19 protein-coding genes and 1 pseudogene are annotated in these 26,148 nt (G+C 35.7%); 10 read left to right on the top strand and 10 right to left on the bottom strand.

Annotated elements, in window-relative coordinates; all coding sequences use genetic code 11:
* The first annotated feature begins 64 nt into the window (after positions 1–64).
* Complete coding sequence (locus RRF69_RS06170; RefSeq protein WP_316938973.1) at positions 65–487, top strand: OsmC family protein; 423 nt, start codon at positions 65–67, stop codon at positions 485–487.
* 24 nt (positions 488–511) lie between these two features.
* Entirely contained in the window at positions 512–2,197 is a 1,686-nt protein-coding gene (recJ, locus tag RRF69_RS06165; RefSeq protein WP_316938972.1) for a single-stranded-DNA-specific exonuclease RecJ, read from the top strand.
* A gap of 16 nt (positions 2,198–2,213) precedes the next feature.
* Here recJ and RRF69_RS06160 read toward each other — a convergent pair whose 3' ends face one another.
* Entirely contained in the window at positions 2,214–3,263 is a 1,050-nt protein-coding gene (locus RRF69_RS06160; RefSeq protein ID WP_410479452.1) for an endonuclease/exonuclease/phosphatase family protein, read from the bottom strand.
* A gap of 140 nt (positions 3,264–3,403) precedes the next feature.
* On the opposite strand from RRF69_RS06160, the gene RRF69_RS06155 reads away from it, so the two are divergent.
* Genes RRF69_RS06155 through RRF69_RS06145 form a run of 3 tightly spaced genes read left to right on the top strand, consistent with a single transcriptional unit; the run spans position 3,404 to position 7,688 of the window.
* Positions 3,404–4,192, top strand: coding sequence for a carboxypeptidase-like regulatory domain-containing protein (locus RRF69_RS06155; RefSeq protein ID WP_316938970.1), 789 nt, complete (start codon positions 3,404–3,406; stop codon positions 4,190–4,192).
* Entirely contained in the window at positions 4,131–6,212 is a 2,082-nt protein-coding gene (locus RRF69_RS06150) for a TonB-dependent receptor (protein ID WP_316938969.1), read from the top strand. The genes RRF69_RS06155 and RRF69_RS06150 overlap by 62 nt, the downstream gene beginning before the upstream one ends.
* A gap of 18 nt (positions 6,213–6,230) precedes the next feature.
* Positions 6,231–7,688 carry a DUF5689 domain-containing protein gene (locus RRF69_RS06145; protein WP_316938968.1) on the top strand — a complete coding sequence of 486 codons (1,458 nt, stop codon included), beginning with the start codon at positions 6,231–6,233 and terminating at the stop codon, positions 7,686–7,688.
* Positions 7,689–7,757: 69 nt separating this feature from the next.
* Here the strand turns inward: RRF69_RS06145 and RRF69_RS06140 are convergent, their stop codons facing one another.
* From RRF69_RS06140 to RRF69_RS06110, 7 genes and pseudogenes are all read right to left on the bottom strand, one after another.
* Positions 7,758–8,051: a hypothetical protein gene (locus RRF69_RS06140; protein ID WP_316938967.1), complete on the bottom strand. Its 294-nt coding sequence runs from the start codon at positions 8,049–8,051 to the stop codon at positions 7,758–7,760.
* Between the two features lie 72 nt (positions 8,052–8,123).
* Positions 8,124–9,637 (bottom strand): annotated as a pseudogene (atpD, locus tag RRF69_RS06135) (F0F1 ATP synthase subunit beta).
* 153 nt (positions 9,638–9,790) lie between these two features.
* Positions 9,791–11,149, bottom strand: a complete 1,359-nt coding sequence (locus tag RRF69_RS06130) for an OmpA family protein (protein ID WP_316938966.1) — start codon at positions 11,147–11,149, stop codon at positions 9,791–9,793.
* Positions 11,150–11,263: 114 nt separating this feature from the next.
* Positions 11,264–12,457, bottom strand: coding sequence for a glycine C-acetyltransferase (kbl, locus tag RRF69_RS06125; RefSeq protein WP_316938965.1), 1,194 nt, complete (start codon positions 12,455–12,457; stop codon positions 11,264–11,266).
* A 48-nt stretch (positions 12,458–12,505) separates the two neighbouring features.
* Positions 12,506–15,640 (bottom strand): UvrD-helicase domain-containing protein, encoded by a 3,135-nt coding sequence (locus tag RRF69_RS06120; RefSeq protein ID WP_316938964.1) that lies wholly within the window; start codon positions 15,638–15,640, stop codon positions 12,506–12,508.
* Between the two features lie 157 nt (positions 15,641–15,797).
* Positions 15,798–16,634, bottom strand: a complete 837-nt coding sequence (locus RRF69_RS06115) for a ZIP family metal transporter (RefSeq protein ID WP_316938963.1) — start codon at positions 16,632–16,634, stop codon at positions 15,798–15,800.
* Position 16,635: 1 nt separating this feature from the next.
* A complete protein-coding gene (locus tag RRF69_RS06110; protein ID WP_316938962.1) occupies positions 16,636–17,286 on the bottom strand; it encodes a metal-dependent transcriptional regulator in 651 nt (216 codons plus the stop codon).
* Positions 17,287–17,457: 171 nt separating this feature from the next.
* On the opposite strand from RRF69_RS06110, the gene mfd reads away from it, so the two are divergent.
* Both mfd and RRF69_RS06100 read left to right on the top strand, forming a co-directional pair.
* Positions 17,458–20,838: a transcription-repair coupling factor gene (mfd, locus tag RRF69_RS06105; RefSeq protein WP_316938961.1), complete on the top strand. Its 3,381-nt coding sequence runs from the start codon at positions 17,458–17,460 to the stop codon at positions 20,836–20,838.
* On the top strand, positions 20,838–21,695 hold the full coding sequence (locus RRF69_RS06100; protein ID WP_316938960.1) for a DMT family transporter: 858 nt from the start codon (positions 20,838–20,840) through the stop codon (positions 21,693–21,695). The genes mfd and RRF69_RS06100 overlap by 1 nt, the downstream gene beginning before the upstream one ends.
* A gap of 5 nt (positions 21,696–21,700) precedes the next feature.
* On the opposite strand, the gene RRF69_RS06095 is transcribed toward RRF69_RS06100, so the two are convergent.
* Both RRF69_RS06095 and dprA read right to left on the bottom strand, forming a co-directional pair.
* A complete protein-coding gene (locus RRF69_RS06095; protein ID WP_316941115.1) occupies positions 21,701–22,768 on the bottom strand; it encodes a hypothetical protein in 1,068 nt (355 codons plus the stop codon).
* A gap of 165 nt (positions 22,769–22,933) precedes the next feature.
* On the bottom strand, positions 22,934–24,034 hold the full coding sequence (gene dprA / locus RRF69_RS06090) for a DNA-processing protein DprA (RefSeq protein ID WP_316938959.1): 1,101 nt from the start codon (positions 24,032–24,034) through the stop codon (positions 22,934–22,936).
* 94 nt (positions 24,035–24,128) lie between these two features.
* Here dprA and RRF69_RS06085 point away from each other — a divergent pair, with 94 nt between their 5' ends.
* The 3 genes from RRF69_RS06085 (at position 24,129) to RRF69_RS06075 (ending at position 26,104) form a co-directional block, all read left to right on the top strand.
* On the top strand, positions 24,129–25,010 hold the full coding sequence (locus RRF69_RS06085) for an SPOR domain-containing protein (RefSeq protein ID WP_316938958.1): 882 nt from the start codon (positions 24,129–24,131) through the stop codon (positions 25,008–25,010).
* A 75-nt stretch (positions 25,011–25,085) separates the two neighbouring features.
* Positions 25,086–25,595 (top strand): acyl-CoA thioesterase, encoded by a 510-nt coding sequence (locus RRF69_RS06080; RefSeq protein ID WP_316938957.1) that lies wholly within the window; start codon positions 25,086–25,088, stop codon positions 25,593–25,595.
* A gap of 11 nt (positions 25,596–25,606) precedes the next feature.
* Positions 25,607–26,104 (top strand): mechanosensitive ion channel domain-containing protein, encoded by a 498-nt coding sequence (locus RRF69_RS06075; RefSeq protein WP_316938956.1) that lies wholly within the window; start codon positions 25,607–25,609, stop codon positions 26,102–26,104.
* Positions 26,105–26,148 lie beyond the last annotated feature (44 nt).

Below are 26,148 nucleotides of genomic sequence, written 5' to 3'. Positions count from 1 at the left end.
TAAAAATGAATAGCGTTGCTAATTTACTGCAATCCCTATAAAAAACAATACCAAAAACAGCAATATGAGTACAAATACAATTACAACAACTTGGAAAGAGAAAATGCTTTTCGAATCTGATAACCCTAGTGGACATTCTCTTTTAATTGACAATCCTGAGGAAGAAGGCGGGTTAGACATTAGCTATCGCCCAAAAGCCCTAATGCTTTCATCTTTGGCAGGGTGCTCGGGATTGGACGTTGTTTCTCTTCTCAAAAAAATGAGAGTGAATGTTGATGATTTTAAAATTGTTGTTACTGGTGAATTGACCGAAGAACACCCAAAATTCTACCATAAGGTTTTGGTAGACTATCATTTTTATGGCAATGAATTGCACGAAGAAAAAATCAATAAGGCAGTTGACTTATCCGTAGAAAAATATTGTGGTGTCATGGAAATGTTTCGGCAATTTGCAACCCTAACAATTGCAATTCATTTACACGAATAAGATTCAAAAAACAAAAAAAGGGCAATGCGTTGGAGATTAAAACCAGAAAATCAAAAAGAAGACATCCAAAAACTCGCCGATGAATTATCGGTAGAGACAACGATTTCAAAAATTTTATATCAGCGCAACATCAAAACCTTCGAAGAGGCTAAAAAATTTTTTCGTCCGAGTTTAGAGGATCTACACGATCCATTTTTAATGAAAGACATGGATCGTGCAGTAGCTCGAATTGAAGCAGCCATCAACAATAATGAAAATATTTTAGTTTTTGGCGATTATGATGTAGATGGCACCACGGCAGTTTCTTTAGTATCCTCCTATTTGAAAAACTTGTACCCAAATGTATCGACCTATATTCCTGATCGCTATGGAGAAGGTTATGGGGTGTCTGTCAAAGGAATTGACTTTGCCGAAGACAATAATTTCTCTTTAATCATAGCCTTAGACTGCGGGATAAAAGCCATCGAAAAGGTAGCCTATGCTTCAACAAAAAATATCGATTTTATCATTTGTGACCACCATAAACCTGGCCCCAAAATTCCCAAAGCAGCTGCGGTTTTAAATCCTAAAAGAAGCGATTGCAATTATCCATTTGATGAATTGTGTGGTTGTGGAGTGGGATTTAAATTAATTCAAGCTTTAGGTAAAAGCCGTCAGCAAACCATTGCAGATTTTGTACCCTACCTCGATTTGGTTGCCACTGCAATAGCGGCAGATATTGTCCCGATGAATGGCGAAAACAGAACCCTTGCCTATTTTGGTTTACAAGTTATCAATTCAACCCCAAGAAATGGAATCAAAGCAATCATTCATCAAACCAAAAAAGAAAAACTGACCATCACAGACGTGGTTTTTATCATTGCTCCGAGAATTAATGCCGCAGGCAGAATGAAACATGGAAACTATGCCGTCGAATTACTCACCGAAATGGATTTTGATTCGGCTGTTGAATTTGCTGCCGCCATTGAAATTTTTAATGCCGACCGAAAGGATTTGGATAAAAAAATTACCAATGAAGCCCTAATTCAAATCACTGATCATCAGGAAGAGGATCGATACACCTCTGTGGTGTACAAAGAAGACTGGCACAAAGGAGTGATTGGAATTGTAGCCTCAAGACTGATCGAAACCTACTACAGACCCACCTTAGTTTTTACCAAAAGTGGCGATTATTTGGCTGCTTCTGCACGTTCAGTCAAAGGGTTTGATGTATACAACGCATTGCAAGAATGTGACGAATTTATAGAACAATTTGGAGGGCATAAATATGCTGCGGGTCTCACCTTATTGCCAGAAAATTATGAAAAATTCAAAGCAAAATTTGAAGAGGTTGTCAGCAAAACCATTCCCAAAGAATTATTGATTCCAGAAATTTTAATTGATGCCGAAATTGAGTTGTCTGAAATTAGTCCAAAGTTTTTTAGAATCATTCAGCAAATGGCGCCCTTTGGTCCACATAATATGAGACCTATATTTAAAACGACTGCCGTGAGAGACAATGGATATGGCAAGCAAGTAGGTGCCGATAAAACCCACCTAAAATTAAATATCATTTCTGGTGCCGACTCGAAAACCTACCATGCCATCGGTTTTAACTTAGGAAGCAAAATGCCGATGATTCAAAATGATTTTGATATTGTGTATGCCTTGGATGAAAATGAATGGAATGGTGTAAAATCCATTCAATTACTCCTAAAGGACCTTCAATAAAGAATTTTTATAAAAATTATTCTTGTTGTTCTTTGATCAGATAGAGATATACGGGATAATGATCGCTATAACCACCTGTATAATTTCCAGAAGAAAAACTTCGAAAAGGGTATCCTTTATACTTTCCTTTTTTATCGCTTAAAAAGCCTTTGTTAAAAACCATCGCTTTGAACATTTTGTAGGAAGAAAAATCTTTTTCTCCTTTGTCTAATAGCGGTTCAGAAATCAAAATTTGGTCAAACAAATTGAGATTGTCTCGATACACCAAAGAGTGCTCCCCCCTCCGAAACAACTCTTCATAGGGATTATAAATATCTCCCTTTTGAACTTCTTCTTTTTTCCTTTTGGTATTTAACACCTTTTTAAAACTGGTATTGATTGGATCATCATTAAAATCTCCCATGAGTAGGATCTTTGCAGCAACATCTTTTTCTCGAATTTGAGCAATGATTCTCGTGTTTTGATAGGCTGCCTTTTCCCTTAAAGGACGACTCTTTGCTTCGCCACCACTTCTAGAGGGCCAGTGATTTATTATCAAGTGGATCAATTCATCATCCAGATACCCCGAAACCAACAATTGATCTCGTGTCGTAATTTTTCTGTTCTCTCTGTAAATATTGGGATTGAAGGCTTGATGAAAAATTGGCTTAAAATAACGCTGTTGGTACAAGAGGGCAACATCTATTCCTCTTTTATCTGGCGAGTCGTAGTGTACAATTCCATATTGGTACTTCTGTAAATGCGCTGAATGAATGAGATCCTCCAATACTGTTCGGTTTTCAGCCTCTGCAACCCCAATTATTACTGGACTTGTTTTGGTTTTCTCCAAACCAATTTTCGAAATCGTAGTTGCCAGTTTGTCTATTTTATCCCAATACACCTTCGATCTATTAGCTTTCAATTCCATTATCGGGCTTGCCTCGTCATTTTTTGTCACATCATTAATTGTGTCAAATAAATTCTCTAAGTTGTAAAAAGCAATCGTTCGAATGTGGTAGTTTTTTGACAGTTTTTTTTGAGCAAAACCTCCCAAAATACCAACAAATAAGATCAATATGAATGTCATTTTTGGCCGCATGCATTGTCGTTTAAAAGAAAACAAATTTGAGCTAAAAATTAAATTATCACAACAAAAATTTGAAAATATTTGGCAATATACTATTTTAGTTCCTTGTTAAACAGGTGTTTACTTAAAAAAGCTGCTATATGAAAAAGAAATTACTCATGCTTTTTTGTGGGTTATGCTTGATGGTTACCTTACAAGCACAAAATACAATCACTGGAATTGTGGTTGATCATGATTCCGAAAAAAATCTTCTCGGTGTTCGTGTTCGTCTAAAAAATACCCAACGGATTGCTTCAACAAATACTGAGGGTGTTTTTGAGTTTCAAAATGTTCCCAATGGGAATTATATTTTAGAGATGGCTCTAGATCACTATGAAACTCAAAATTTTCCGATAACGCTAACTGATACAAGTATCGATTTGGGAATCATCTTATTTTACGTGGATCTTTCCGATGAAATTGACTTCAGTGTCATTACCATTTCTGATGATGAGCTGACAAATGACGCAAGTACAGCAGATAATATTGTAGGACTTCTGCAATCGTCTCAAGATGTGTTTTTAAGAGCCGCCGCATTTGAATTTAGCCCCTCGTTTTTTAGACCTCGTGGCTTAGGTTCTGAAAATGGAAAATTACTAATCAATGGCATCGAAATGAACAAACAGTTCAACGGACGCCCCCAGTGGAGCAATTGGGGTGGCTTAAATGACGTTTTAAGAAATCAAGAGTATCGATTTGGACTTTCGGCTTCGCCGTATACTTTTGGTGGTGCTTTAGGCGCTACCAACATCAATGTAAGGGCTTCCTCCCAAAGACTAAGGCACTCGTGTTTCATATGCGTCTTCCAACAGAAGTTATACCGATCGGATGATGGTTACACATACTTCTGCGCTATCAAAAAAAGGATGGGCCTACTCTGTTTCTGCTAGTCGAAGAACGGCAAAAGAGGGGTTTTCAGAAGGAACCAATTATAATGCCCACTCCTTTTTTGGTACCGTACAAAAAAGATTCAATGATCAGCATGAGGTCCATTTTACGACGATCATCGCAGAAAATAAAAGAGGAAAAGCTGCACCTCAAACCCAAGAAGTAATCGATTTGAAAGGAATTCAGTACAACTCCTATTGGGGTTTTCAAAATGGAAAAATTCGAAATTCTAGAATACGGACGATTTTTGAGCCAATCTTTATGTTCCACCACGATTGGCAACTCAATAAGAAAACGAGTATCAATACAAATATCTCATACCAATTTGGGAAAATAGGGAACAGTCGGATCGACAATACGGGAAGTCAGGTGTTATCGGGAGCTCCAGACGGTTTAGGAAACCCTTATATTGTTGGCTTGGGAACTTCTAATCCCGACCCTACCTATTATCAAAAATTACCAAGTTATGCTCTAAGGGAGGGATTTCCAAAAGTATACGACATACAGCAAGCTTTCATAAAGAACGGACAAGTCGACTGGATTCGTTTGTATGCTGCAAATACAACTCCGAGCAATCAGGGGTATGCATCCTACCTCCTATATGAAGACCGGAACGATGATACTCAATTTACAATAAACACATTTCTTGACAAAGAGCTCAATGCCCATTTCTCTATTCAAGGGAGGTTGCAGTATGTCACATTAAAATCAGAGAATTTCGCGAATGTAATTGATCTTTTAGGGGGAAGCCGATACTTAGATGTCGATGCTTTTGCAGATGGCTTTGATGAAAAACAAAATGATGTGTTGCATCCTTTGCGAGCGGTTGGCGTTGGTGAAAGGTTTCAATACAACTATAATTTGTATAGCAACATTATCGATGGTTTTGGGCAAGCTCAATGGAAATATAAGAACATCGATTTTTATGTTGCTGGGAGCCTGTCCCAAACTTCCCATCAAAGAGAAGGATTGTATAAAAACGGTGGGTTTTCAAAGAATTCTCTGACTACTACTCCCAAACAGACTTTTACAAACTATGGGGTAAAGTTCGGTGGAACCTATAAATTTTCAGGGCGTCACTTATTGGATTATAATGCGGGCTATTTGACCACAGCACCCACATTACGAAATACTTTTACAAATGCAAGAGAAAATGATGCGATTGTAGATGATTTGGTCAGTGAAAAAATCCTCACCACAGATGCAAGTTATCTCTATAGAGCTTCGGGTATCAAAGCAAAGTTGACTGGTTATTACACAAAAATTGAAGACGCAACAGATATCTCCTTTTTCTTTGCAGACGGAATTGGAGGAGATCATACTGCCTTTGTACAAGAAATTTTATCAGGAATTGATAAAAATCACTTTGGGATAGAGTTTGGGATAGAAGCCAAGGTAACTGATAGAATTACATTAAAAGCTGCTGCAAGTATAGGGCAATTTACCTATGCAAATAACCCGAATTTGTACTTGACATCAGAAAACAACAACCGCTCTGTAGCGGCAGGTTTTGTTGCTGGACGTAAAGATGTTGGTTCAGCAAATCTTAAAAATTACAAATTGGCAGCAGGTCCACAAACAGCCCTCTCTTTGGGTTTCGAATACAGAGATCCTGAATATTGGTTTTTTGGTGCCACTGCAAACTATTTTGACGACAGCTATATTGACATTGCACCATTAACTCGCACTTCCAATTTTGCAGATGATGGAGGAATTCCTTTTAACGATTACGATCCTGAAATTGCGAAAATATTATTGCGACAAGAACAATTTGACCCCTATCTCGTGGTCAATCTCATTGGTGGAAAATCGTGGATGCTCGGAAAACACTATCTGAGTTTTTTTGGAAGTATTGGCAATGTATTGAATACAGTATATAAAACAGGAGGTTTTGAGCAAGGAAGAAATGCCAACTACAGACAATTGAAGGAAGACAAATCTCTAGCGACACCTGTCTTCGGAAATAAATATTGGTTTGGAAGAGGCACTACTTATTTCTTAAACCTCAACTACAGTTTTTAAATCAAAAAATACAACCCTATGAAAACACTCAAAAAATACAACTCCTATTTCTTTTTAATGATTTGCTGTGCAATCACCTCTTGTATAGGAAGTGAAGATTTCTCTTTGCCAGATCTTCAGATCAAAGAACCTACTATTAAGACTGATATTACTGTTATGAAAATTCAAACAGACTTGATTCAAGAATTCAATAGTACTGGGAAAACCTCATATACCTATCGAGTAAATGACAACCCTACCTATGCAATTGGATACGTAGTATCGAGTGATGCAACCGGAAATTTTTATAAAAAATTAATCATTCAAGATGCCCTTGAAAACCCAAAAGGAGGTATTGAAGTTAAAGTAAATGAAGGCGCTCTTAGTGAAACCTATAGCATCGGGACTAAAATCTATCTCAAATTGGATGGTTTAACGGTGAGCTATGATGATGGTGAAAGTGCAACAAAAATCAATCCCAACTTATTTGATTCGTATGGAAACCCAACAAGTCCCGGGAAATATACCCTTGGATTTTTGGATCATACCGGTCAGATTGTAGAAATTCCTTCAACGAGCTATCGAACTACTATTGTAAAATCTTCTGAAGTCGCAAAAATAGTCCCCACTCCAATTGAAATAGACCGTATCGAACAAAAACATGTGAATACTTTAGTACAACTCAACAACGTTCAATTTGAAAAAAATCAGCTTGGAAAAACATTTTCTAACGAACTCAATGATAGTTTTGATGGATTTAGATCGCTGATCGAGTGTGAAACTCAAGCAAGGCTCTTTTTACAAACGAGTACTTTTGCAAGTTTTGGTTCTAATCAAATTCCTACAGGAAAAGGAAAAGCGAATTTGATATTGACAAAAGACTATCGCTCTGAGTTTTTTGTGCTTGTTGCATCGAGTCCAGACGCCCTAGATTTTACAGATACAAATCGGTGTGACCCTCCTATACTGGAATGCAATCACAATGCAGCCACTGGTAATGTAATGATTTTTGAAGAAAATTTTGAAGGCCTTTCTAGTTTGTCAAATTCTGGATGGACCAATAGAAATACCAATGGTGGAAATAACCTATTTTCTTTACGGAGTTTTAGTGGGAATAATTATGTACAGGCATCCGCATACAATTCGAACGAAACCCCTTTAGAAATATGGTTAATATCCCCTAGAATTGACTTGGAGAATTCCACTGACGAAGTACTTACCTTTGACACAAAAACTGGCTATAACAATGGCGCTGCATTGACAGCCTGGATCTCTTCAGATTACAACGGAGATCTTTCCTCTGCAACTTGGCTTCAGTTAGATGCGACTATCGCTGATGGTCCTGGAGACCGATATGAAGCAGCCTTTACAAATTCTGGAGCAATCAATTTGTCTTGTCTTTCTGGAGAAGTCCACGTTGCGTTTGTATACAAAGGAGCTGATAATGGTGTGACTACAACTTTTCAAATTGACAATATAAATGTTACTGGAAATTAAATTTTCCTTCAAATACAAAAGCCTCAAAACAAATTGTTTTGAGGCTTTTGTACAATATCTAAAACGAAATTAATCGGCTAATATAATTGCTTTGTTCTCATTGAACTCTAGCGTTCCTGAATTGATTGCTAGGGTAAGTATTTTTGCGTCCTCAGGATGAAATGCGAGTGCACCTTTTAAATCATCTTTATGGATCTGCTCTTGAGAATGTAGATGAATTTTCACAGTTCCTTCTTTTAAAACAGAAACCACGGGTGCGTGATTATTCAACATTTGAAACTCTCCATTACTTCCAGGTACAAATATAGAATCAACTTCTGACGAAAATAAAATAGCTTCTGGTGTTACAATTTCTAAAAACATTTTTGTTTAGTTTTTAGTTGTTCGTTGTTTAGTGATCGTTCAAGAGGATCAACAAACAACTGTCAACTTATTTTACGCTTCTGCTAACATTTTTTCTCCAGCATCAATTGCATCTTGAATTGAACCTCTCAAGTTAAATGCTGCTTCAGGATATTTATCCAATTCTCCATCCATAATCATATTGAATCCTTTAATGGTGTCTTTAATATCTACCAAAACACCCGGAATCCCTGTAAACTGTTCAGCTACATGAAATGGTTGAGATAAGAAACGCTGTACACGTCTTGCTCTGTGAACAACCAATTTATCTTCTTCTGATAGTTCTTCCATTCCTAAAATGGCAATAATATCTTGTAATTCTTTATACCGTTGTAACAATTCTTTTACAGCAGTTGCAGTATTGTAGTGCTCATCTCCTAATACTTCAGCAGATAAAATTCTTGAAGTAGAATCCAATGGATCTACTGCAGGATAAATTCCTAATTCAGCAATTTTACGAGACAATACTGTGGTTGCATCTAAATGGGCAAATGTTGTTGCTGGTGCTGGATCTGTTAAATCATCTGCAGGTACATAAACTGCTTGTACAGAAGTAATAGAACCTTTTTTGGTAGAAGTAATACGTTCTTGCATTGCACCCATCTCTGTTGCTAATGTAGGTTGGTATCCTACTGCCGATGGCATCCGTCCTAATAAGGCAGAAACCTCAGAACCTGCTTGTGTAAAACGGAAAATATTATCTACGAAGAAAAGTACGTCTTTCCCTTGAGCTTCTCCTGCTCCATCTCTAAAATATTCTGCAATCGTCAAACCAGATAATGCTACACGTGCACGTGCTCCATAAGTGGCTCGTTCATTTGTCCAAAAACGAATGTTGCTTTAGAATCTTTCATTCCAGCTTTATCAACTTTCGACAAATCCCATCCTCCTTCTTCCATAGAATGCATAAAATCGTCACCATATTTGATAATTCCAGATTCTAACATTTCTCTAAGTAAATCATTTCCTTCACGAGTTCTTTCACCTACTCCTGCAAAAACTGATAAACCACCGTGTCCTTTTGCAATATTGTTAATTAATTCTTGAATCAATACAGTCTTTCCAACTCCAGCTCCACCAAATAATCCAATTTTACCTCCTTTTGCATACGGCTCAATTAAATCGATTACTTTAATTCCTGTAAAAAGAACTTCTGTAGAAACGGATAAGTCTTCGAATCTCGGGGCAGCTCTGTGAATAGACAATCCATCTTTACCTGTTTTTGGCAAATCACCTAAACCGTCAATAGCATTTCCTGTTACGTTGAACAAACGACCATAAACATCGTTTCCGATTGGCATTTGAATTGGGTTTCCAGTTGCAATTACATCTTGTCCTCTTCTTAAACCATCAGTAGCATCCATAGAAATGGTACGAACTGTATCTTCTCCGATGTGTTGTTGAACTTCTAAAACCAATAAAGATCCATCAGTTTTTGTAATTTCAAGTGAATCGTAAATTTTAGGTAAATCAGAATTTTCTGTATTGAATTCAACATCAATTACTGGCCCAATAATCTGAGAAATTTTTCCTATTGTAGTAGACATTATTTTATCTAATTAAATGAATTATATTCTTAAAGCTCAAAAGCTTTTATTTCAAGGTGCAAAGGTAATTTTTTGATTACAATTAAAAAAATTTTTTAACTAAAAAAGCCTCATATAAATATGAGGCTTTTTAGATTAATTTTATTTGAAGAATTAGTTGGTAACTTTTACCTCTACTCTTCTATTTTTAGCTCTACCTGCTCTTGTTTTATTTGTATCAATTGGATCTGCTTGACCGTAACCTTTTGCAGTTAATCTTGCAGCATCAATTCCATTTTTTACTAAATAATTCATAACAGCATTCGCTCTTTTCTCAGATAATTTTAAATTTCCTGAAACACTACCCGTAGAATCAGTATACCCTTTAACTGCGAATTCAGCTTGTGGAAACTCATTCATAAGTGCTATCATTGAATCTAAAGCTTTGGTAGTTCCTAGTTTAAAACTAGCGCTTTCAGTGTAGAATAAAATTGCTTCAGCAAAAGTATTCACCCCCATTTGAGCTTCATTCGAAATGATTTCAGGACACCCTCCTTCAGAAGCAACACCTGCTACTGCTGGACATTTGTCATCTTTGTCTAAGATTCCGTCTCCATCAGTATCTGGCCAAGGACAACCTCCATTTGCAACTGGTCCAGCTGTAGTAGGACATTTATCATCCTTATCTACAACACTGTCTCCATCTGTATCAGGACACCCTTTGTTCGCTTTTGTTCCTTTTGCGTTTACACACATATCATCTTTATCAGCAATCCCATCACCGTCAGTATCAGGACACCCATTTAAAGCTGCTAAACCTGCAACATTTGGACATGCATCATCTGAATCTTTGATCCCATCGTTATCAGCATCTGGACAACCGTTAAACTCAGCTAATCCAGCTTCTTCTGGACATGCATCGAATTTGTCATAGATTCCATCGCCATCAGTATCAGTTCCTCCAAATTTAAAAACCAATCCTACAGAATGTTGAAAGTGACTTCTTAATTCATCAGATAAATCATCTTTAAATCCTGTTTGAAAGTTCAATCCTAAATTGTCATTAAACCAAGTATTAAAACCACCACCAATGTTTAACATTCCTTTAGAAACATCTCCAAAAGAGGTATAACCACCTCCTAAATAGACATAAGGATCAAACCACTGAGAAGTTTCTCCGACTAAGTTGTTCAAGTCATACTTCACGTTTGCATCAATTGCATAATAAAGTTCGTCGGTGTCATTAGGTGAGCTAACAGTTTCAATTGTATTTATTGATCCAGCTAACTGAAGGGTAAAACCTTTCTCTAAATATTTCTCTGCAGAAAGTCTAGACACAGAAGGCAAGAAGTTGAAATCAGATGTACCAACAAAATCCTTTAGTTGACCACTGATGTCAGCAGAGGAATCGTTAAAGTCTACTATATTTCCTCCAAATCCTATTACCCAAGGATTATTTTCATCTTGTGCGCTTAGGTTTCCTACGGTTACTAAAGCAAACAAAGCTATCACAGCTAATTTTAAATGTTTCATTATCAAGTTTTTTAAATTAAAAGTTCTAATTATAATTAGCAAAAATACAAGGTTATATTTTATCTACAAAGATAATTCTGTAAAAAATCAAAAAAAAGTGTTTTTATAGTGAATCTATATTAAGTTGAGCTCTTTTCCCACTTTAATAAAAGCCGAAATTGCCTTTTCCAAGTGTGCTTTGGTATGTGCAGCTGACAACTGCACACGTATTCTTGCCTTCTCTTTCGGAACTACGGGGAAAAAAAATCCTATCACATAAATTCCTTCTTCCAATAATTTTATTGCCATTTTTTGAGCAATTTTCGCGTCATATAGCATCACAGGAACAATGGCAGCATCTGCGCCTACCAGATCAAATCCTGCTTTTTCCATCTCAGTCCTAAAATATTTTGTATTCCATTCCAATTGATCTCTCAAGCTTGTATCCTTAGAAATGATCTCAAAGACTTTTAGTGCCCCTCCCACTAACGAAGGTGCAAGTGAATTGGAAAACAAATACGGTCTAGAACGTTGCCGTAAAATTTCAATAATTTCTTTTTTCCCTGTTGTATACCCTCCCATAGCTCCTCCCAGGGCTTTTCCTAAAGTACCCGTAACAATATCTACCCGATCCAATACGTTTTTCAGCTCTACAGTTCCTCTTCCTGTTTTTCCAATAAAACCAGTGGCATGACATTCATCAACCATGACCAGAGCATCATACTTGTCTGCTAAGTCGCAAATTTCATCCAATTTAGCAACAATTCCATCCATTGAAAACACCCCATCTGTTACAATAACTATAAAACGATGTTGTTGTTTGTTAGCCTCGATTAACTGCGCCTCTAATGACTGCATGTCATTATTCTCATATCGATATCGAGCCGCTTTACACAACCGCACTCCGTCTATAATTGAGGCATGATTTAAGCTATCTGAAATAATTGCATCCTCTTTGGTAAATAACGGCTCAAAAACTCCTCCGTTGGCATCAAAAGCTGCAGCATACAAAATAGTGTCTTCTGTAGTATAAAATTCGGAAATCGTTTTCTCTAATTGCTTATGAATATCCTGGGTTCCACAAATAAATCGCACCGATGACATTCCGAAACCATGAGAATCCATCGTTTCTTTTGCTGCTTGAATTACCTCAGGATGATTAGACAATCCTAAATAATTGTTGGAACAAAAATTAAGCACCTCCTCACCGGTAGAAATTTTTATAAACGCATCTTGAGAAGAAGTTAAGATTCTTTCTGACTTGTACAGACCTGCATTCCGAACATCTAGCAACTCTTTCTTTAAAGTATCTTTAATTTTACCGTACATTTTGTATCAATTTTTTAATTACAAAGGTACAAAGTTTATTTTTTTTGATTATACTTCAACAACATCAATTTCTTCATTAATGTATACCAATAGTTTTTGTGCAACACGATAATTCATTGAGGTTAACACTTGTGCATACCTCAATATTTGTTGATGGTGTTTTTTTGAAGGTTCTCCGGTCTTATAGTCAATTATACTCATTTCATTTTTCGCATTTAATACCAACCTATCTGGAATTACAATTTGACTGTCGACTGCCACAATTTCACGCTCATTAAAAATAGTTACCTCGTCTGTGAAAAAAGCCTTTAATTGTTCGTTTTCAATAATTTTAATGATGACTTGATGGAGTTGTGCCGATTCGCTTTTTGAAATATATCCCATTTGAACATACTGCTTAACAACTTTATCAACATCTTTTGAAGTACTGATCTTTGCCATCATTTCATGTATCAAATTCCCAAAATCAATTGCTTTCCCCTGAGACGTATCCCATAACTTTGATGAACTTGCCAAGAGTAAAACATCGTGTTCTTCTAGAGAAGTTGAAATAAATTCCTGTTGTATTTCGGCATTATTTTGAGGTGCTTGAGCAATACTTAATTTCTTTTGTTCGCCAAAACTGTATTCAAAAATTCCTTCTTTCCAATGATGTTGTTCTTTTAGGTAATTCAAAAAAATTCCCGAATAGAAATGGGTGTTTTCTTCTCCTGCTTTATTGACTTTGTACTCGGTAATAATGTACAGCTGTTCTACAGCTCTGGTTAATGCGACATACAGTAAATTAAAATTATCAAGTTCCAAATCCTCTCTTTGTTCATTGAACAATTGCATCCCTCTCTCATTGACATAGCTAAGTGATTTATTATAATCGACCAACAATTCCTTAAAATTAAGAAATGATTCTGGCAATTCGTCCAACCAAACTTTCGGATTTACCTGTCGGTAGATATCCAAATCATATGGGAAAATGACCACGGGAAACTCCAATCCTTTCGACTTGTGAATGGTCATGATTTGTACTGCATTTTCAGTTTCGGGAGCCACAATACTCAGTTTGTCTTTTTTTTCTTCCCAAAAGTCTAAAAATTCTTGAATACTGGTTCCTTTTCTTTGCTGCTCCAATACAACGTCTAAAAAAAACTGAACATAGGCATCGGAAGTGCCAATCAATTGGAAACTACGAATGATTTCTTCTACTTTTTCATAAAAGGGCTTTTGATGAAATTTTGAAAGGTCAAAGAACACTCCATAACTATTGAGTTCTTCAATCATCTGACCCATCTCTATAGGAATACACCTACTGATAAATTCATGTTTCCCTTCTGAAATTTTCAAATGTTGATGCAAAAAGTAAAGACATTCTAAAAGAGTCTCTTTATCATATGAATGCTGAAGGATTTGTAAAAAATGAACAATAAAATTCACCTTAGAACTATTGGCTAACAACAACGTTTCAGAAGAAACAATTGCGATGCCATTTTCAGACAAATAATTAGCAACCGCTACACCATGTTTCTTTTTTCGAACCAACACACAGACATCACTCAAGGAAAATTGTGGATCTAAATTGCGTATTGTTTCCAAAATCTTCTTTGGATATTTGAGGAGCTCTTCTTCTTTATCTTCTTGCTTCTCCAAAAAAGAAAGTTGTACATATCCCCCTTTCTTAGAAGTGTCTAGCTGTTTATTTCCATCAATAAAAATTTTTTGATACCCTTTATTTTGTAAAAATTGAGCCGTATGTTGAAAAAACAGATTATTAAAACCAATAACTTCAGAATAACTTCGAAAGTTCGTCTCCAACTCTTGAATCTCTTTGGGGACTTGAAATAGGTTTTGCGCATTTTCATCATCGGTCCCTAGTTCAATAAATTGCTCCGCTTTCCCACCTCTCCAGCGGTAAATGGCCTGTTTCCCATCTCCTACCAACAGCAAACTACTATCTTCTTGGGCCAAAGCATTTTCGATGAGAGGGGTCAGGTTTTGCCATTGTAGCACAGAGGTATCTTGCATTTCATCTATAAAATAATGCATGTATTTCTGACCGATTCTTTCATAAATAAAAGGAGCAGGCTGATCTTTGATGTTGTCTGAGATCAATTGATTGAACTCGGCATTCAATCGAATATTATTTTCCTCTTTGATCGTTGTCAATTCTGCATTGATATGATTGAGAACCGCTAACGGAATAAGGCTTTTTAATGCCAACTTCCGCAAGGTAAGTTGCTGAAATATGGCTTCTGATTCTGAGTAAAGAGTTAATAGTTCAGGTAAAATTTCCTCAATACTATTGATGATTTGTTGGGATTTGTTTTTTGAATAAAAAAGTTGTTCCTCGATGCGTTCTTTGAGTTTTCCGTCATCAAAAAATGATGCTTTCTCATGGTTTGTTGAAAGTGCAAAAAAATGTTTGGGTAAAAGGGAATAATAAAAATCTTTATGGTCTAATCCTGCGGCTTCAATGAGCGCGAGACCTGTGACTCCAATTTCTGTAAACCTACTCTTTAATTCTGTTTGCTCTTTGTTGAGTTTCTTTTTAAGTGCTGCAAAATCTCCAATTGACTTGTCAGCCAAACCTCTAAAATGAGCCGTATCTTCTTCGTTTAACAAAATTCTTGAAAACTCAATGAGTTCACGAGTAATGTCCCAGGACTTATCATCATCGGTTTTTTCTAAAGAAAAATCGATCAATAATTTAGTTAATTTGGGGTCTGTACCAATTTTCGAAATCAGAACGTCCACAGCTTCCTGTAAAAGTGAAACAGCATCCATTTCTACTTCAAAATTTAAGGACAAGCCTAAATCGAACGCAAAGGTTTTAATGATTTTATGGGTAAAGCTATCGATCGTGGTGATGGAGAATGCAGAATAATTTTGTAAAATTACAGCTAATATCTTTTTGCTTCGCTCTTGAATTATTGCCTTTTCAATAGTTGTTTCTTGAAGAATCAACTGTAACAAGTCATTCTCGCCTCCCTCACTAAAAAGCTCCAAATTAGACAAAACACGCTCCTTCATTTCTGCTGCGGCTTTGTTGGTAAAGGTAATTGCCAATACCTTTTGAAAACGAAATATATCATTTGTGTTGAGTAACACTTTGAGATATTCCTTTACAAGGGTGAACGTTTTCCCACTTCCAGCAGAAGCATTGTATACTTGAAACGTTGAAGGTTGTTGCACAATTATTTATTAGAAATGAATTGTACGAATTTAATCAAAAGATCCTATTAAGTGAATGTTTTTCTACCTAAAATCAATTTACAGACTCAAAATACATCCTCCTAACAAATAGATTTCTAAACGTATTTTTTATCTTCTCGATGAATTTAAGATTTGCCTAACCTAGCCCAACATCCAATGACATCATGACGATAAAGCCCCCTATAAAGCCAAGTGTAGCGATATCGGTATATTGATCTCTTTGTGTTTCGGGAATTACCTCTTCAACAACAACAAAAATCATAGCTCCTGCGGCAAATGCTAGTGCGTATGGTAGAATTGGTGTAAAAAACGATACTGCCAAAGCTCCAAAAACTGCTGCAACAGGTTCTACAATTGCAGACAATTGCCCGTACCAAAAACTTTTTAATCGACTTACTCCTTGTCTTCTTAAAGGCATGGCAACCGCAAATCCTTCTGGAAAATTTTGGATTCCAATACCTATCGCTAATGAAATGGCTGCGATGATCATTTCTGTTTGCTCAACACCCACTAAAGTAGAAGCTGCACCAAACAATACACCTACGGCTAAACCTTCAGGAATATTGTGTAAAGTAATCGCCAAAACCAATAAGGTGGTTTTATGCCACTCTGTCTTTACGCCTTCTGCTTCGTTCTCTTTAAAATTGATGTGCAAATGAGGCAAAATTTTATCCATTCCAAATAAGGCCAAGGCCCCTAAACCAAAGCCAATGACAGAAGGAAAGACCTTTACAAAGCCTTCTCCTGGGCTATTCTCAATGGCTGGCGCCAGCAAGCTCCAAAAACTTGCTGCTACCATAACCCCTCCAGTGAACCCTAACATTCCGTCTAAAACGGCTCTGTTTAATTTTTTAAAAAAGAACACTAGGGCTGCACCCAACGCGGTTAGCCCCCATGTAAAAAGTGAAGCATACAAGGCTGCTAAAATAGGATGTACTTTTGCGAATGCCACTATTTGATCAAATGTACTCATCTTATCGAATGTATAAATTAGTTGCTATCTTGTTTGAAATTGAAAATTTCCGCTGTGCTATTTCTATTTGTAAAGAGCCATCAAAAGGTTCTTTTTCAATGACTTTAATTTCGTTTCCTAATGCAATATTTTGCTTGTCTAAAAATTCTAAAAATGCTGAAGAAGAATCTTGAACCCCAATGCAAATTCCCTTTTCATCAGCCTTCAAGGTGGATAATAATCTTTTTTCTATTTGAGGATATTTCCCATCTGTGTCTGGAATAGGATCTCCATGAGGGTCTTGCTTTGGGAAACCTAAGAGGGCATCTAGCTCGTTGATTAATTTGGGTGATTTAATATGTTCTAATTGCTCGGCTACTTCATGCACTTCTGCCCACGAAAAATTCAACTTTTCAACTAAAAAAACTTCCCATAATCGATGTTTTCGAACGATGTTTGATGCTGTTTTTTTTCCCAAGTCGGTGAGTAATACCCCTTGATACTTCTTGTAAGCAACCACTTTTTTTTCTGAGAGCTTCTTAATCATATCCGAAACAGAAGAGGCTTTCGTTGCTAATTTTTTAGCAATAGCATTCGTAGAAATTCCTTTGGAAGAAATTTCACTTAAATGAAAAATGGCCTTTAGATAATTTTCTTCCGTTTGTGTAAACATGTAGCAAAAATACTATTTTTTTTTGAATACTAAAAATTATTTTTAGACAAGTCTAAAAATAATTTTTAATAAGCCTTTTCTATTCAGGGGAGCGCTACTCGATGCGATAAAGTTTTAAAAATGGTATTTAATTACAAAAATGAGACTTACATTTGTTCAAAATTTAGTTCCTTGAGTAAACAGGACATTGTAAACCAGTATCAAAGATCTGCGAATGTTTCGCAGATAATTACAGAAATTCAGCAAGAAAGAAACCATCTTCAACTTAGGAATTTGGTGGGATCTTTATTGTCTTTTGCGATTTCTGAAGCGTTTAAAAAAACCGATACTCCTTATCTTTTAATCTTTAACGACAAAGAAGAAGCAGCCTATTACTTGAATGATCTAGAGCAGCTTTTAGGAGACAAAAATGTTCTTTTTTACCCCGGTTCCTATCGAAGGCCTTATCAGATTGAAGAAACAGATAATGCGAATGTTTTGCTGCGATCTGAGGTGTTGAACCGAATCAATTCTAGAAAAAAACCCGCAATCATTGTTACCTACACCACTGCTTTATTTGAAAAAGTAGTTACTAAAAAAGAGTTAGAAAAAAATACCTTAAAAATCACCCTTGGTGAAAACTTGTCTTTAGACTTTGTCAACGAAATATTATTTGAATACAAATTCAGAAGGGTCGATTTTGTGACCGAACCTGGAGATTTCTCGGTAAGAGGGGGGATTATAGATGTCTTTTCTTTTTCAAACAATGAACCTTACCGAATAGAATTTTTTGGTGATGAAATTGAAAGTATTCGAAGTTTTGATGTAGAAACTCAGCTTTCTAAAGATAAATTGCAAAAAATTGCAATCATCCCCAACATCGAAAACAAATCACTTCCTAATGCCTCTAGCAGCTCACAACTTAAAACCCGTGAAAGCTTTTTAAAATACATTGCTTCTAAAACGATTGTCTTTATTAAAGATGTGGATGTGCTTGCTGAGCATTTGGATGTCTTTTTCAAAAAAGCAGAAAGTGCCTTTACCGATTTATCTCGGGAAATAAACCATGCAAAACCCTTGGAATTGTTTTGTGATGGAGCATTCATTCGAGAACAATTAGAGCATTTTTCTTTGGTATCTTTTGGTAACACTTCCAAAGTTTCCAAATCATTTTCTTCTGAGCAACAAAAGAATTGTATCACATTCAACACACTACCCCAACCCTCTTTCAACAAAAAATTCAATTTATTAATTGAAGATTTAAACGAATATCACAAAGCGGGTTTTACCAATTATATTTTCTGTGCCAACGAACAACAAGCACAACGCTTTCATGATATTTTTGATGACGCAGAAGAAGAGGTACACTACGAAACTGTTGTTTTTCCTCTGTATCAGGGATTTATCGATGTAGATGCGAAGTTAGTTTGCTATACCGATCATCAAATTTTTGAGCGTTATCACAAGTTTAAACTAAAAAATGGCTATGCAAAAAAGCAAGCCATCACCCTTCAAGAACTGAACAAATTAGAAATTGGGGATTATGTGACCCATATGGATCATGGGATTGGGAAATTTGGCGGACTGCAAAAAATTGATGTGGAGGGCAAAAAGCAAGAAGCGATCAAATTGGTCTATGGAGACAGAGACATATTATATGTAAGCATTCACTCACTTCATAAAATTTCGAAATTCAATGGCAAAGATGGCAAAGCTCCGAAAATCTACAAATTAGGCTCTGGTGCTTGGAAGAAAATCAAACAAAAGACCAAGGCGAGAGTCAAACATATTGCTTTTAATTTAATTCAGTTGTATGCCAAAAGAAAATTACAAAAGGGAATGGCTTTTGGCCCCGACACGCATATGCAACATGAATTGGAAGCTAGTTTCATGTATGAGGATACACCAGATCAATTTACTGCAACCCAAGATGTAAAAACGGATATGGAAAAGGACCAACCCATGGATCGATTGATTTGTGGTGATGTTGGTTTTGGGAAAACCGAAGTAGCCGTCAGAGCCGCCTTTAAGGCTGTCGATAATGGCAAACAAGTTGCTATTTTAGTACCAACGACAATTTTGGCTTTTCAGCATTTTAAAACATTTTCTGAGCGTTTAAAAGATTTCCCAATTAAGATTGATTACTTAAACAGATTTCGAACGGCAAAACAAAAGTCATCTGCGATTGAAGGTGTTAATAGCGGAGCGGTGGATATTATTATTGGAACGCATCAACTGACCAATCAACGAATTCAATTTAAAGATTTAGGGCTGTTGATTATTGATGAGGAACAGAAATTTGGGGTCGCCGTAAAAGATAAATTAAAAACGCTAAAAGAAAATGTGGATACGCTCACGTTGACCGCAACTCCCATTCCGAGAACCCTACAGTTTAGCCTAATGGCTGCAAGAGATTTATCGGTAATCAAAACACCTCCCCCCAACCGACACCCTATAGATACGAGTGTCATTCGCTTTAGCGAAGAAACGATACGCGACGCCATTTCTTATGAAATTTCACGAGGGGGACAAGTCTTCTTTATTCACAATAGAATTGAAAATATCAAAGAAGTTGCAGGCCTGTTACAGCGATTGGTTCCCTCCGCAAAAATCAATGTAGGCCACGGGCAAATGGAAGGAAAGAAACTGGAAGAATTAATGCTCGGATTTATGAATAATGAATTTGATGTTTTGGTATCTACTACTATTATTGAAAGCGGATTGGATGTTCCTAATGCGAACACCATTTTTATTAATAATGCCAATAATTTTGGCCTCTCCGACCTCCACCAAATGCGGGGTAGAGTTGGCCGTTCAAATAAAAAAGCCTTTTGTTATTTTATCACTCCACCCTATCACATGATGACGGATGATGCTAGAAAACGAATTGAGGCCTTGGTCTTGTTTTCCGATTTAGGAAGTGGAATTAACATCGCAATGAAAGATTTAGAAATTCGGGGTGCAGGAGATTTATTAGGGGGAGAACAAAGTGGTTTTATCAATGATATTGGGTTTGATACGTATCAAAAAATTCTAAAAGAGGCCATTGACGAATTGAAAGAGAATGAGTTTAAAGAACTCTATCCTGTAGATGAATCAAAGCCTAAGGAGTTTGTAAAAGAAGTACAAATTGATACTGATTTTGAAATTTTATTTCCAGATGATTATGTGAATTCAGTTACTGAAAGATTGAGCCTCTACAACAAATTAGGAGCTCTTGAAACAGAAACGGAATTGGAAACTTTTGAAACCGAAATCGTAGACCGTTTTGGAAAAGTCCCAAATGAAGTCAGTGATCTCCTCGATTCGGTGAGGATTAAATGGCTGGCAAAAGAACTTGGATTAGAGAAGATTGTTTTAAAACAAAAAAGAATGATTGGCTATTTTGTAGGCAATCAGCAGAGCGATTTTTATCAAACAGAGGCATTTTCAAAAATGCTGAAATATGTCCAACAAAACGGAAAAAGCTGTGTTATGAAAGAAAAAGAAACCAAAAATGGGTTGCGACTCTTAGTTACCTTTATCCGGATTGATTCAGTTAAAACTGCATTAGATATTTTACAGAAAATTTGATGAAAAACGCTCATTTAAAAAACCTGTCGAGTTTACTTTTAGCAACTCTATGCATCAGTACTTCGGGAGTTTTGGGAAAATACATTGCCCTTCCTGCAGAAATTATTATTTGGTTTCGGGCTTCTATGGCAATGGTGTTTTTATTTATGTACTGCCGATACCAAAAGATCGATTTGAAAATTCAATCTTCAAAAGAGCACTTCCCATTTTTTATAAGTGGTGTTTTTATGGCTGCCCATTGGGTTACATATTTTTACGCATTAAAACTTTCTAATGTTGCTCTGGGGGTTTTGTCTTTGTATACCTTTCCAATTATCACTGCGTTGCTGGAGCCTTTGTTTATCAAAGTAAAATTCAACCCAATATATCTTGTTTTGGGAATCATGGTATTGGTGGGGCTCTCTTTTTTGGTTCCTGAATTTGATCTTGAAAGTGACCAAGTAAAAGGAATTTTATTTGGGGTATTCTCAGCAATTTGTTATGCAATCCGGATTCTCATCTTAAAACAACATGTTTCTAATTATAACGGAACAGTGCTCATGTTTTATCAAACAGTTATTGTAAGTATATTGCTTTTTCCAACCTTGTTTTTTATGGATCTTTCTGGCCTGCAAGGTCAGTTTCCCTATTTGCTCTTATTGGCACTTTTTACTACTGCAATTGGACACAGTTTGATGCTGCATTCTCTAAAATTCTTTTCGGCAACAACGACCACTATTATTAGTAGTTTACAACCTATTTTCGGAATTGGTTTGGCAGTTCTTTTCTTGAGCGAAGCTCTTACATTAAATACCTATATTGGTGGTGGATTGATTCTATTAACGGTTGGTGTAGAGAGTGTTCGGAGTAAAAAATAAGGCTCTTAAAACAATTCTTTATTACTAATATCCAAATAATTTCGCTTTACAAAATCAAGAATAGTTTCTAAAATTTCGCCCATATTTTCGCACTCTTTAAACTTCACATCTCCTACGTATTTGATCAAGTGCTTTTTTAAAAGCTGTACGTTGTTAGGATAAGAAATGATGTCGTTTTTCATGCATTTTATGAGTCGAGTAGCTCTTCTTGGCGCTGCAATCATTCTTTTGGCCATATAAGACCGCTCTTCAATTTTATATTGAAGAATGGAATTGTTATCCAACTTTTTTCCGACCATTTCTACAATTTTAAAGTTCTCTTTCATGAACTGTAAATTATACACTTTCAAATTTCCTTCAAAAGATTGTTGGTCAAAATCAATGGCTCTAATTTTATAAATAATTTGATCGAAATCATGCGTTGGGATGATTACATAATTATACGAACGCATGTCTCCCAATAAACGCACCAAACAACGTTCTTTGAACTTTACAAATTCTTTTGCAATTTGAGATTTTTCTGGTTCGGTACATTTTGGCAAAAAGTCTTTGATAAAATCATCTCCAGGAATACCTGCAATATGCTCTTCAATTAAAGTGTCTTTATGAACTAAAAAATTCATGTTATGTGGAGACAAAATATGCTCTAATTCTAGTCCATAAATCCGAGAAGCATCGGCTTTTTTAACATAAAAATAGGTGTAATTATCATTTAAGATATTTCTGATTTTTATTCGAAAAGGCTTTGAGTTTCCAAACGTACAATAATCAATTCCATCTACATTTAAATACGGAATGGAGGCATCGTTCCCGTCTGAATGCAACAGGGTATATATTTTTTTTAAGCTCTTGTCAATTTCCTCTCGATCAAACTCAGAATAATAGGTCCGAATCCAAAGGGTATCTTCATCATTCTTATCATAGACTGTTGTAGAGCCTTGAAAACGCAATAAATCATCGTAAAAAATGGGTATTTTTATTGTTCTGTTATATTGTACTAAATACTTCCCCAACATTTCATTGATTAGAAATGTAGGTTTTTTTTTAGTCATCAATTTTTTTTCTACGGCCATCATTTCTATTGATTTCCCTCAAAAATAGTGATAAATAAAGGAATTTTCTAGTTTTCGTTTTGTCAATTTTAAATTTCCTACTCCTAGTTCTGTTGAAAAAACATTTCTTTGAAAGTGAATTGTAGCAAGAATTCTCGCAACTAGAATTGAATTTATTGATTTCAATTAGACCAATTCAAAACGCTTTCCTAGCAAAGGTTTCAACACCCCATTCATTTCCATTTGGACTAAAATGGATGACAATCGAAATACTGGGATGTTACATTCTATAGCAAGCTCATCAAGGAGCAGTATTCCTTTTGAATGCAATTGATCATGAATTATTTGTTCGGTTGGGGTCAGCTCTACAAACATTTTTTTTTGAATGGGTTTTGTCTTTTTTTGAAGATCCCAGTTCAATATTTTGACAACATCTTCAGCCGAAGTTAACAAATGTGCTTTGTTGTTCTTGATCAACTGATTGCACCCGCTACTATAAATATCGGTTGTTCTTCCTAGTACCGCCAACACATCTTTATCATAGGAGTTTGCAATGTCTGCAGTAACTAAAGAACCTCCTTTTTCTGCAGATTCTAAAATCAATGTTGCTTTTGAAATTCCTGCTACGATTCTATTTCTTTTTAAAAAATGCTCAGGAATTGGATTTTCATCATGCCAAAACTCAGTTAAAAAACCGCCATTTTCATTGACTTGATGCATATATTTTTTATGTACTTTGGGATAGATAAGATCCAAACCATGAGCTAGCACTGCAATGGTTTGTAGATTGTTTTTTATGGCTGCTTTGTGAGCACAAATGTCTACGCCATAGGCAAAACCACTTACGATGATGGGGTTGTAATCCCGAAGCTCCTCAATCAATTGATTGCAAAAATTCCGCCCATAGGAACTCATCTTTCGAGTTCCTACTATAGAAATGATCCTTTCGTTGGATAAATCTATATTTCCATCCCGAAATAACAAAATGGGTGCATCTATACAGTGTTGTAAATTTTTAGGATAGTCATCGTCTAAAAAATATGCGAACTGAACCTTATTTTTTTGGATGTATTCCAATTCTTTTTCAGCCTTTACAAGAGGTTCTTTGTCAAAAAAATGTTCCAGAATTTTTTTGTTAATCCCATTTATTTTTGCCAACGTTGCCTTTTTTTCTTTAAAAATCTGTTCAACATCCCCTACGTGCACGATGAGTTTTTTGGCGATAATATCTCCAACTGCTTTGCTTTTCTGTAATCGTAAGATTGCAAGTAATTTTTCTTCCTCCAAAAGTTCACAATTTAAAGACTAAGATAAAAAAAATTGTTGATAATTATTCTGTGAAGAGTTTTAACAGGCATCCAAATTTTATATATTTGTCTCTATGACAGTAGCAAAATACATCAATGATTTATTATACAGATACGATTGTGTAATTGTACCCAATTTTGGAGGTTTTATTAGTAATCGAATTGGTGCCAAATTGAATCCATTTACACATCAGTTTTATCCACCTTCAAAGCAAATTGCGTTCAATGTCCACTTAAAACAGAATGATGGTTTGTTGGTGAATTATATTGCTTCTGTAGAAAATATTTCTTTTGAAAAAGCGATTGCAAAAATTAGTGAAAGTGTTTCTTCTTGGAAAGAAACTTTAAAAAAAGAGGCTCTTATTTTTGAAAACATTGGTGCAATTACTCTAGACGAAAACCAACAGTTTATTTTTGAACCCCAAAAAGACCATAATTTTTTAACAAATTCTTTTGGACTTTCAATGGTGTCCTCTCCCGCAATTCAGCACCTAGGAATGGTGAATACCAAAACTTCGGTAATTCCTTTAATTGCAAAATATGCGGCAGCCGCTGCGATCCTATTCTCACTGGGATTTATTGTCCATAATGGATATCAGGAAAGACAACAAAATGCAGTCTATGCATCCCAAAAAGAAGCTCTAGAGAAAAAAATTCAAACTGCCACATTTGTGATTTCGAATCCGCTTCCAACTATTGAACTCAATGTGTCCAGGGCTGCTCCTAAATCGTTTCATATTATTGCAGGGGCTTTTCAGTTTCCTGAAAATGCAGAGAAAAAATTAAAACAATTACGAAATAAAGGTTTTAAAGCAGCAATTTTAGGGGTCAATAAATGGGGGCTAACACAAGTTTCTTTTGATAGTTTTTACACAAAAAAAGAAGCAATTACAACACTTGCTACCATTAAAAAAGAAGTTTCAAAAGATGCTTGGATTTTGATTAAGAAGTTCTAACAACGTACAGAACTCCTTTTCTTTTCAATCTTCGCATTTGTTACTCAATGAATCTTACCTTCGAAAAAAATAAGTATGAGTGCAAAAACACCTTCAGAATCACTAACCGTATTAACAGATCTTGTTTTACCTGGAGAGACCAATTATTTGGACAATCTATTTGGAGGTGAATTATTGGCTCGAATGGATAGAGCATGCAGTATTGCAGCAAGACGCCATTCAAGAAAAATAGTTGTGACCGCTTCTGTAAATCATGTGGCATTTAATAAGTCGGTTCCTGTAGGGAGTGTACTAACTATAGAAGCCAAGGTATCGCGTGCATTTAAATCCTCAATGGAGATTTTTGCAGACGTATGGATTGAAGACAGGCAAACGGGAATCAAAACTAAAGTGAATGAAGGTATTTATACCTTTGTTGCGGTTGATGAAACAGGAAAACCAGTTGCAGTTGACCAAATTATTCCAGAATCTGATTTAGAAATAGAACGTTTTGAAGGCGCTTTACGAAGAAAACAATTGAGTTTGATTTTAGCCGGAAAACTAAATCCTGCAGATGCTACTGAACTAAAAGCATTGTTTACATAAATAAAAAAACTATGATTGTCTTCGATAATTTTAAAATTTTTCAATCGGTAGCAACGCTTATCCTTGCGCTCCTCACTCGTTATATCATTACGCTCTCTTTGCATAAAATTCAAATAAAATTTGGATTTCAAAAAGCGAGAATTCTTGTGATTAATAAAATTGTATCCATCATTGTTTATTCCTTAATCATTGTCTTTATTTCATTTATATGGGGGGTTGAAAGGCAAGAATTACTTCTCTTTATCTCTTCCTTTTTAACCGTTTTAGGAATTGCTTTCTTTGCAAAATGGTCTATTTTATCAAACATCTCTGCTGGAATCATAATTTTTCTAAATTATCCTGTAAAAATCGGTGATACCATTTCCATCATCGAACTTGACAATACGATAACTGGTAAAATTATGAACGTAAATGCTTTTTTCATTACCTTAAAAACAGATGAGAATGAATTAATTACGGTTCCCAATTCTGTGATTCTAGACAAACCCATTAAGTACAAAAACAATTAAGGAGCCCTCTTCATTTTTAAGATTGTATATTCGTTTATTCCCAA

The sequence above is a fragment of the Polaribacter sp. HL-MS24 genome, assembly GCF_032758595.1.
Classification (GTDB): domain Bacteria; phylum Bacteroidota; class Bacteroidia; order Flavobacteriales; family Flavobacteriaceae; genus Polaribacter.
This window is presented reverse-complemented; position numbering and strand designations above follow the sequence as displayed.

Coding starts and splice junctions, on each gene's coding strand:
- RRF69_RS06095 (WP_316941115.1), bottom strand. CDS start 22,768: ATGGCCGTAGAAAAAAAATTGATGACTAAAAAAAAACCTACATTTCTA.
- RRF69_RS06140 (WP_316938967.1), bottom strand. CDS start 8,051: ATGTTTTTAGAAATTGTAACACCAGAAGCTATTTTATTTTCGTCAGAA.
- RRF69_RS06080 (WP_316938957.1), top strand. CDS start 25,086: ATGAGTGCAAAAACACCTTCAGAATCACTAACCGTATTAACAGATCTT.
- kbl (WP_316938965.1), bottom strand. CDS start 12,457: ATGTACGGTAAAATTAAAGATACTTTAAAGAAAGAGTTGCTAGATGTT.
- RRF69_RS06155 (WP_316938970.1), top strand. CDS start 3,404: ATGAAAAAGAAATTACTCATGCTTTTTTGTGGGTTATGCTTGATGGTT.
- RRF69_RS06110 (WP_316938962.1), bottom strand. CDS start 17,286: ATGTTTACACAAACGGAAGAAAATTATCTAAAGGCCATTTTTCATTTA.
- RRF69_RS06170 (WP_316938973.1), top strand. CDS start 65: ATGAGTACAAATACAATTACAACAACTTGGAAAGAGAAAATGCTTTTC.
- recJ (WP_316938972.1), top strand. CDS start 512: ATGCGTTGGAGATTAAAACCAGAAAATCAAAAAGAAGACATCCAAAAA.
- RRF69_RS06145 (WP_316938968.1), top strand. CDS start 6,231: ATGAAAACACTCAAAAAATACAACTCCTATTTCTTTTTAATGATTTGC.
- RRF69_RS06115 (WP_316938963.1), bottom strand. CDS start 16,634: ATGAGTACATTTGATCAAATAGTGGCATTCGCAAAAGTACATCCTATT.
- RRF69_RS06130 (WP_316938966.1), bottom strand. CDS start 11,149: ATGAAACATTTAAAATTAGCTGTGATAGCTTTGTTTGCTTTAGTAACC.
- RRF69_RS06085 (WP_316938958.1), top strand. CDS start 24,129: ATGACAGTAGCAAAATACATCAATGATTTATTATACAGATACGATTGT.
- RRF69_RS06150 (WP_316938969.1), top strand. CDS start 4,131: ATGATGGTTACACATACTTCTGCGCTATCAAAAAAAGGATGGGCCTAC.
- RRF69_RS06160 (WP_410479452.1), bottom strand. CDS start 3,263: ATGACATTCATATTGATCTTATTTGTTGGTATTTTGGGAGGTTTTGCT.
- RRF69_RS06075 (WP_316938956.1), top strand. CDS start 25,607: ATGATTGTCTTCGATAATTTTAAAATTTTTCAATCGGTAGCAACGCTT.
- RRF69_RS06100 (WP_316938960.1), top strand. CDS start 20,838: ATGAAAAACGCTCATTTAAAAAACCTGTCGAGTTTACTTTTAGCAACT.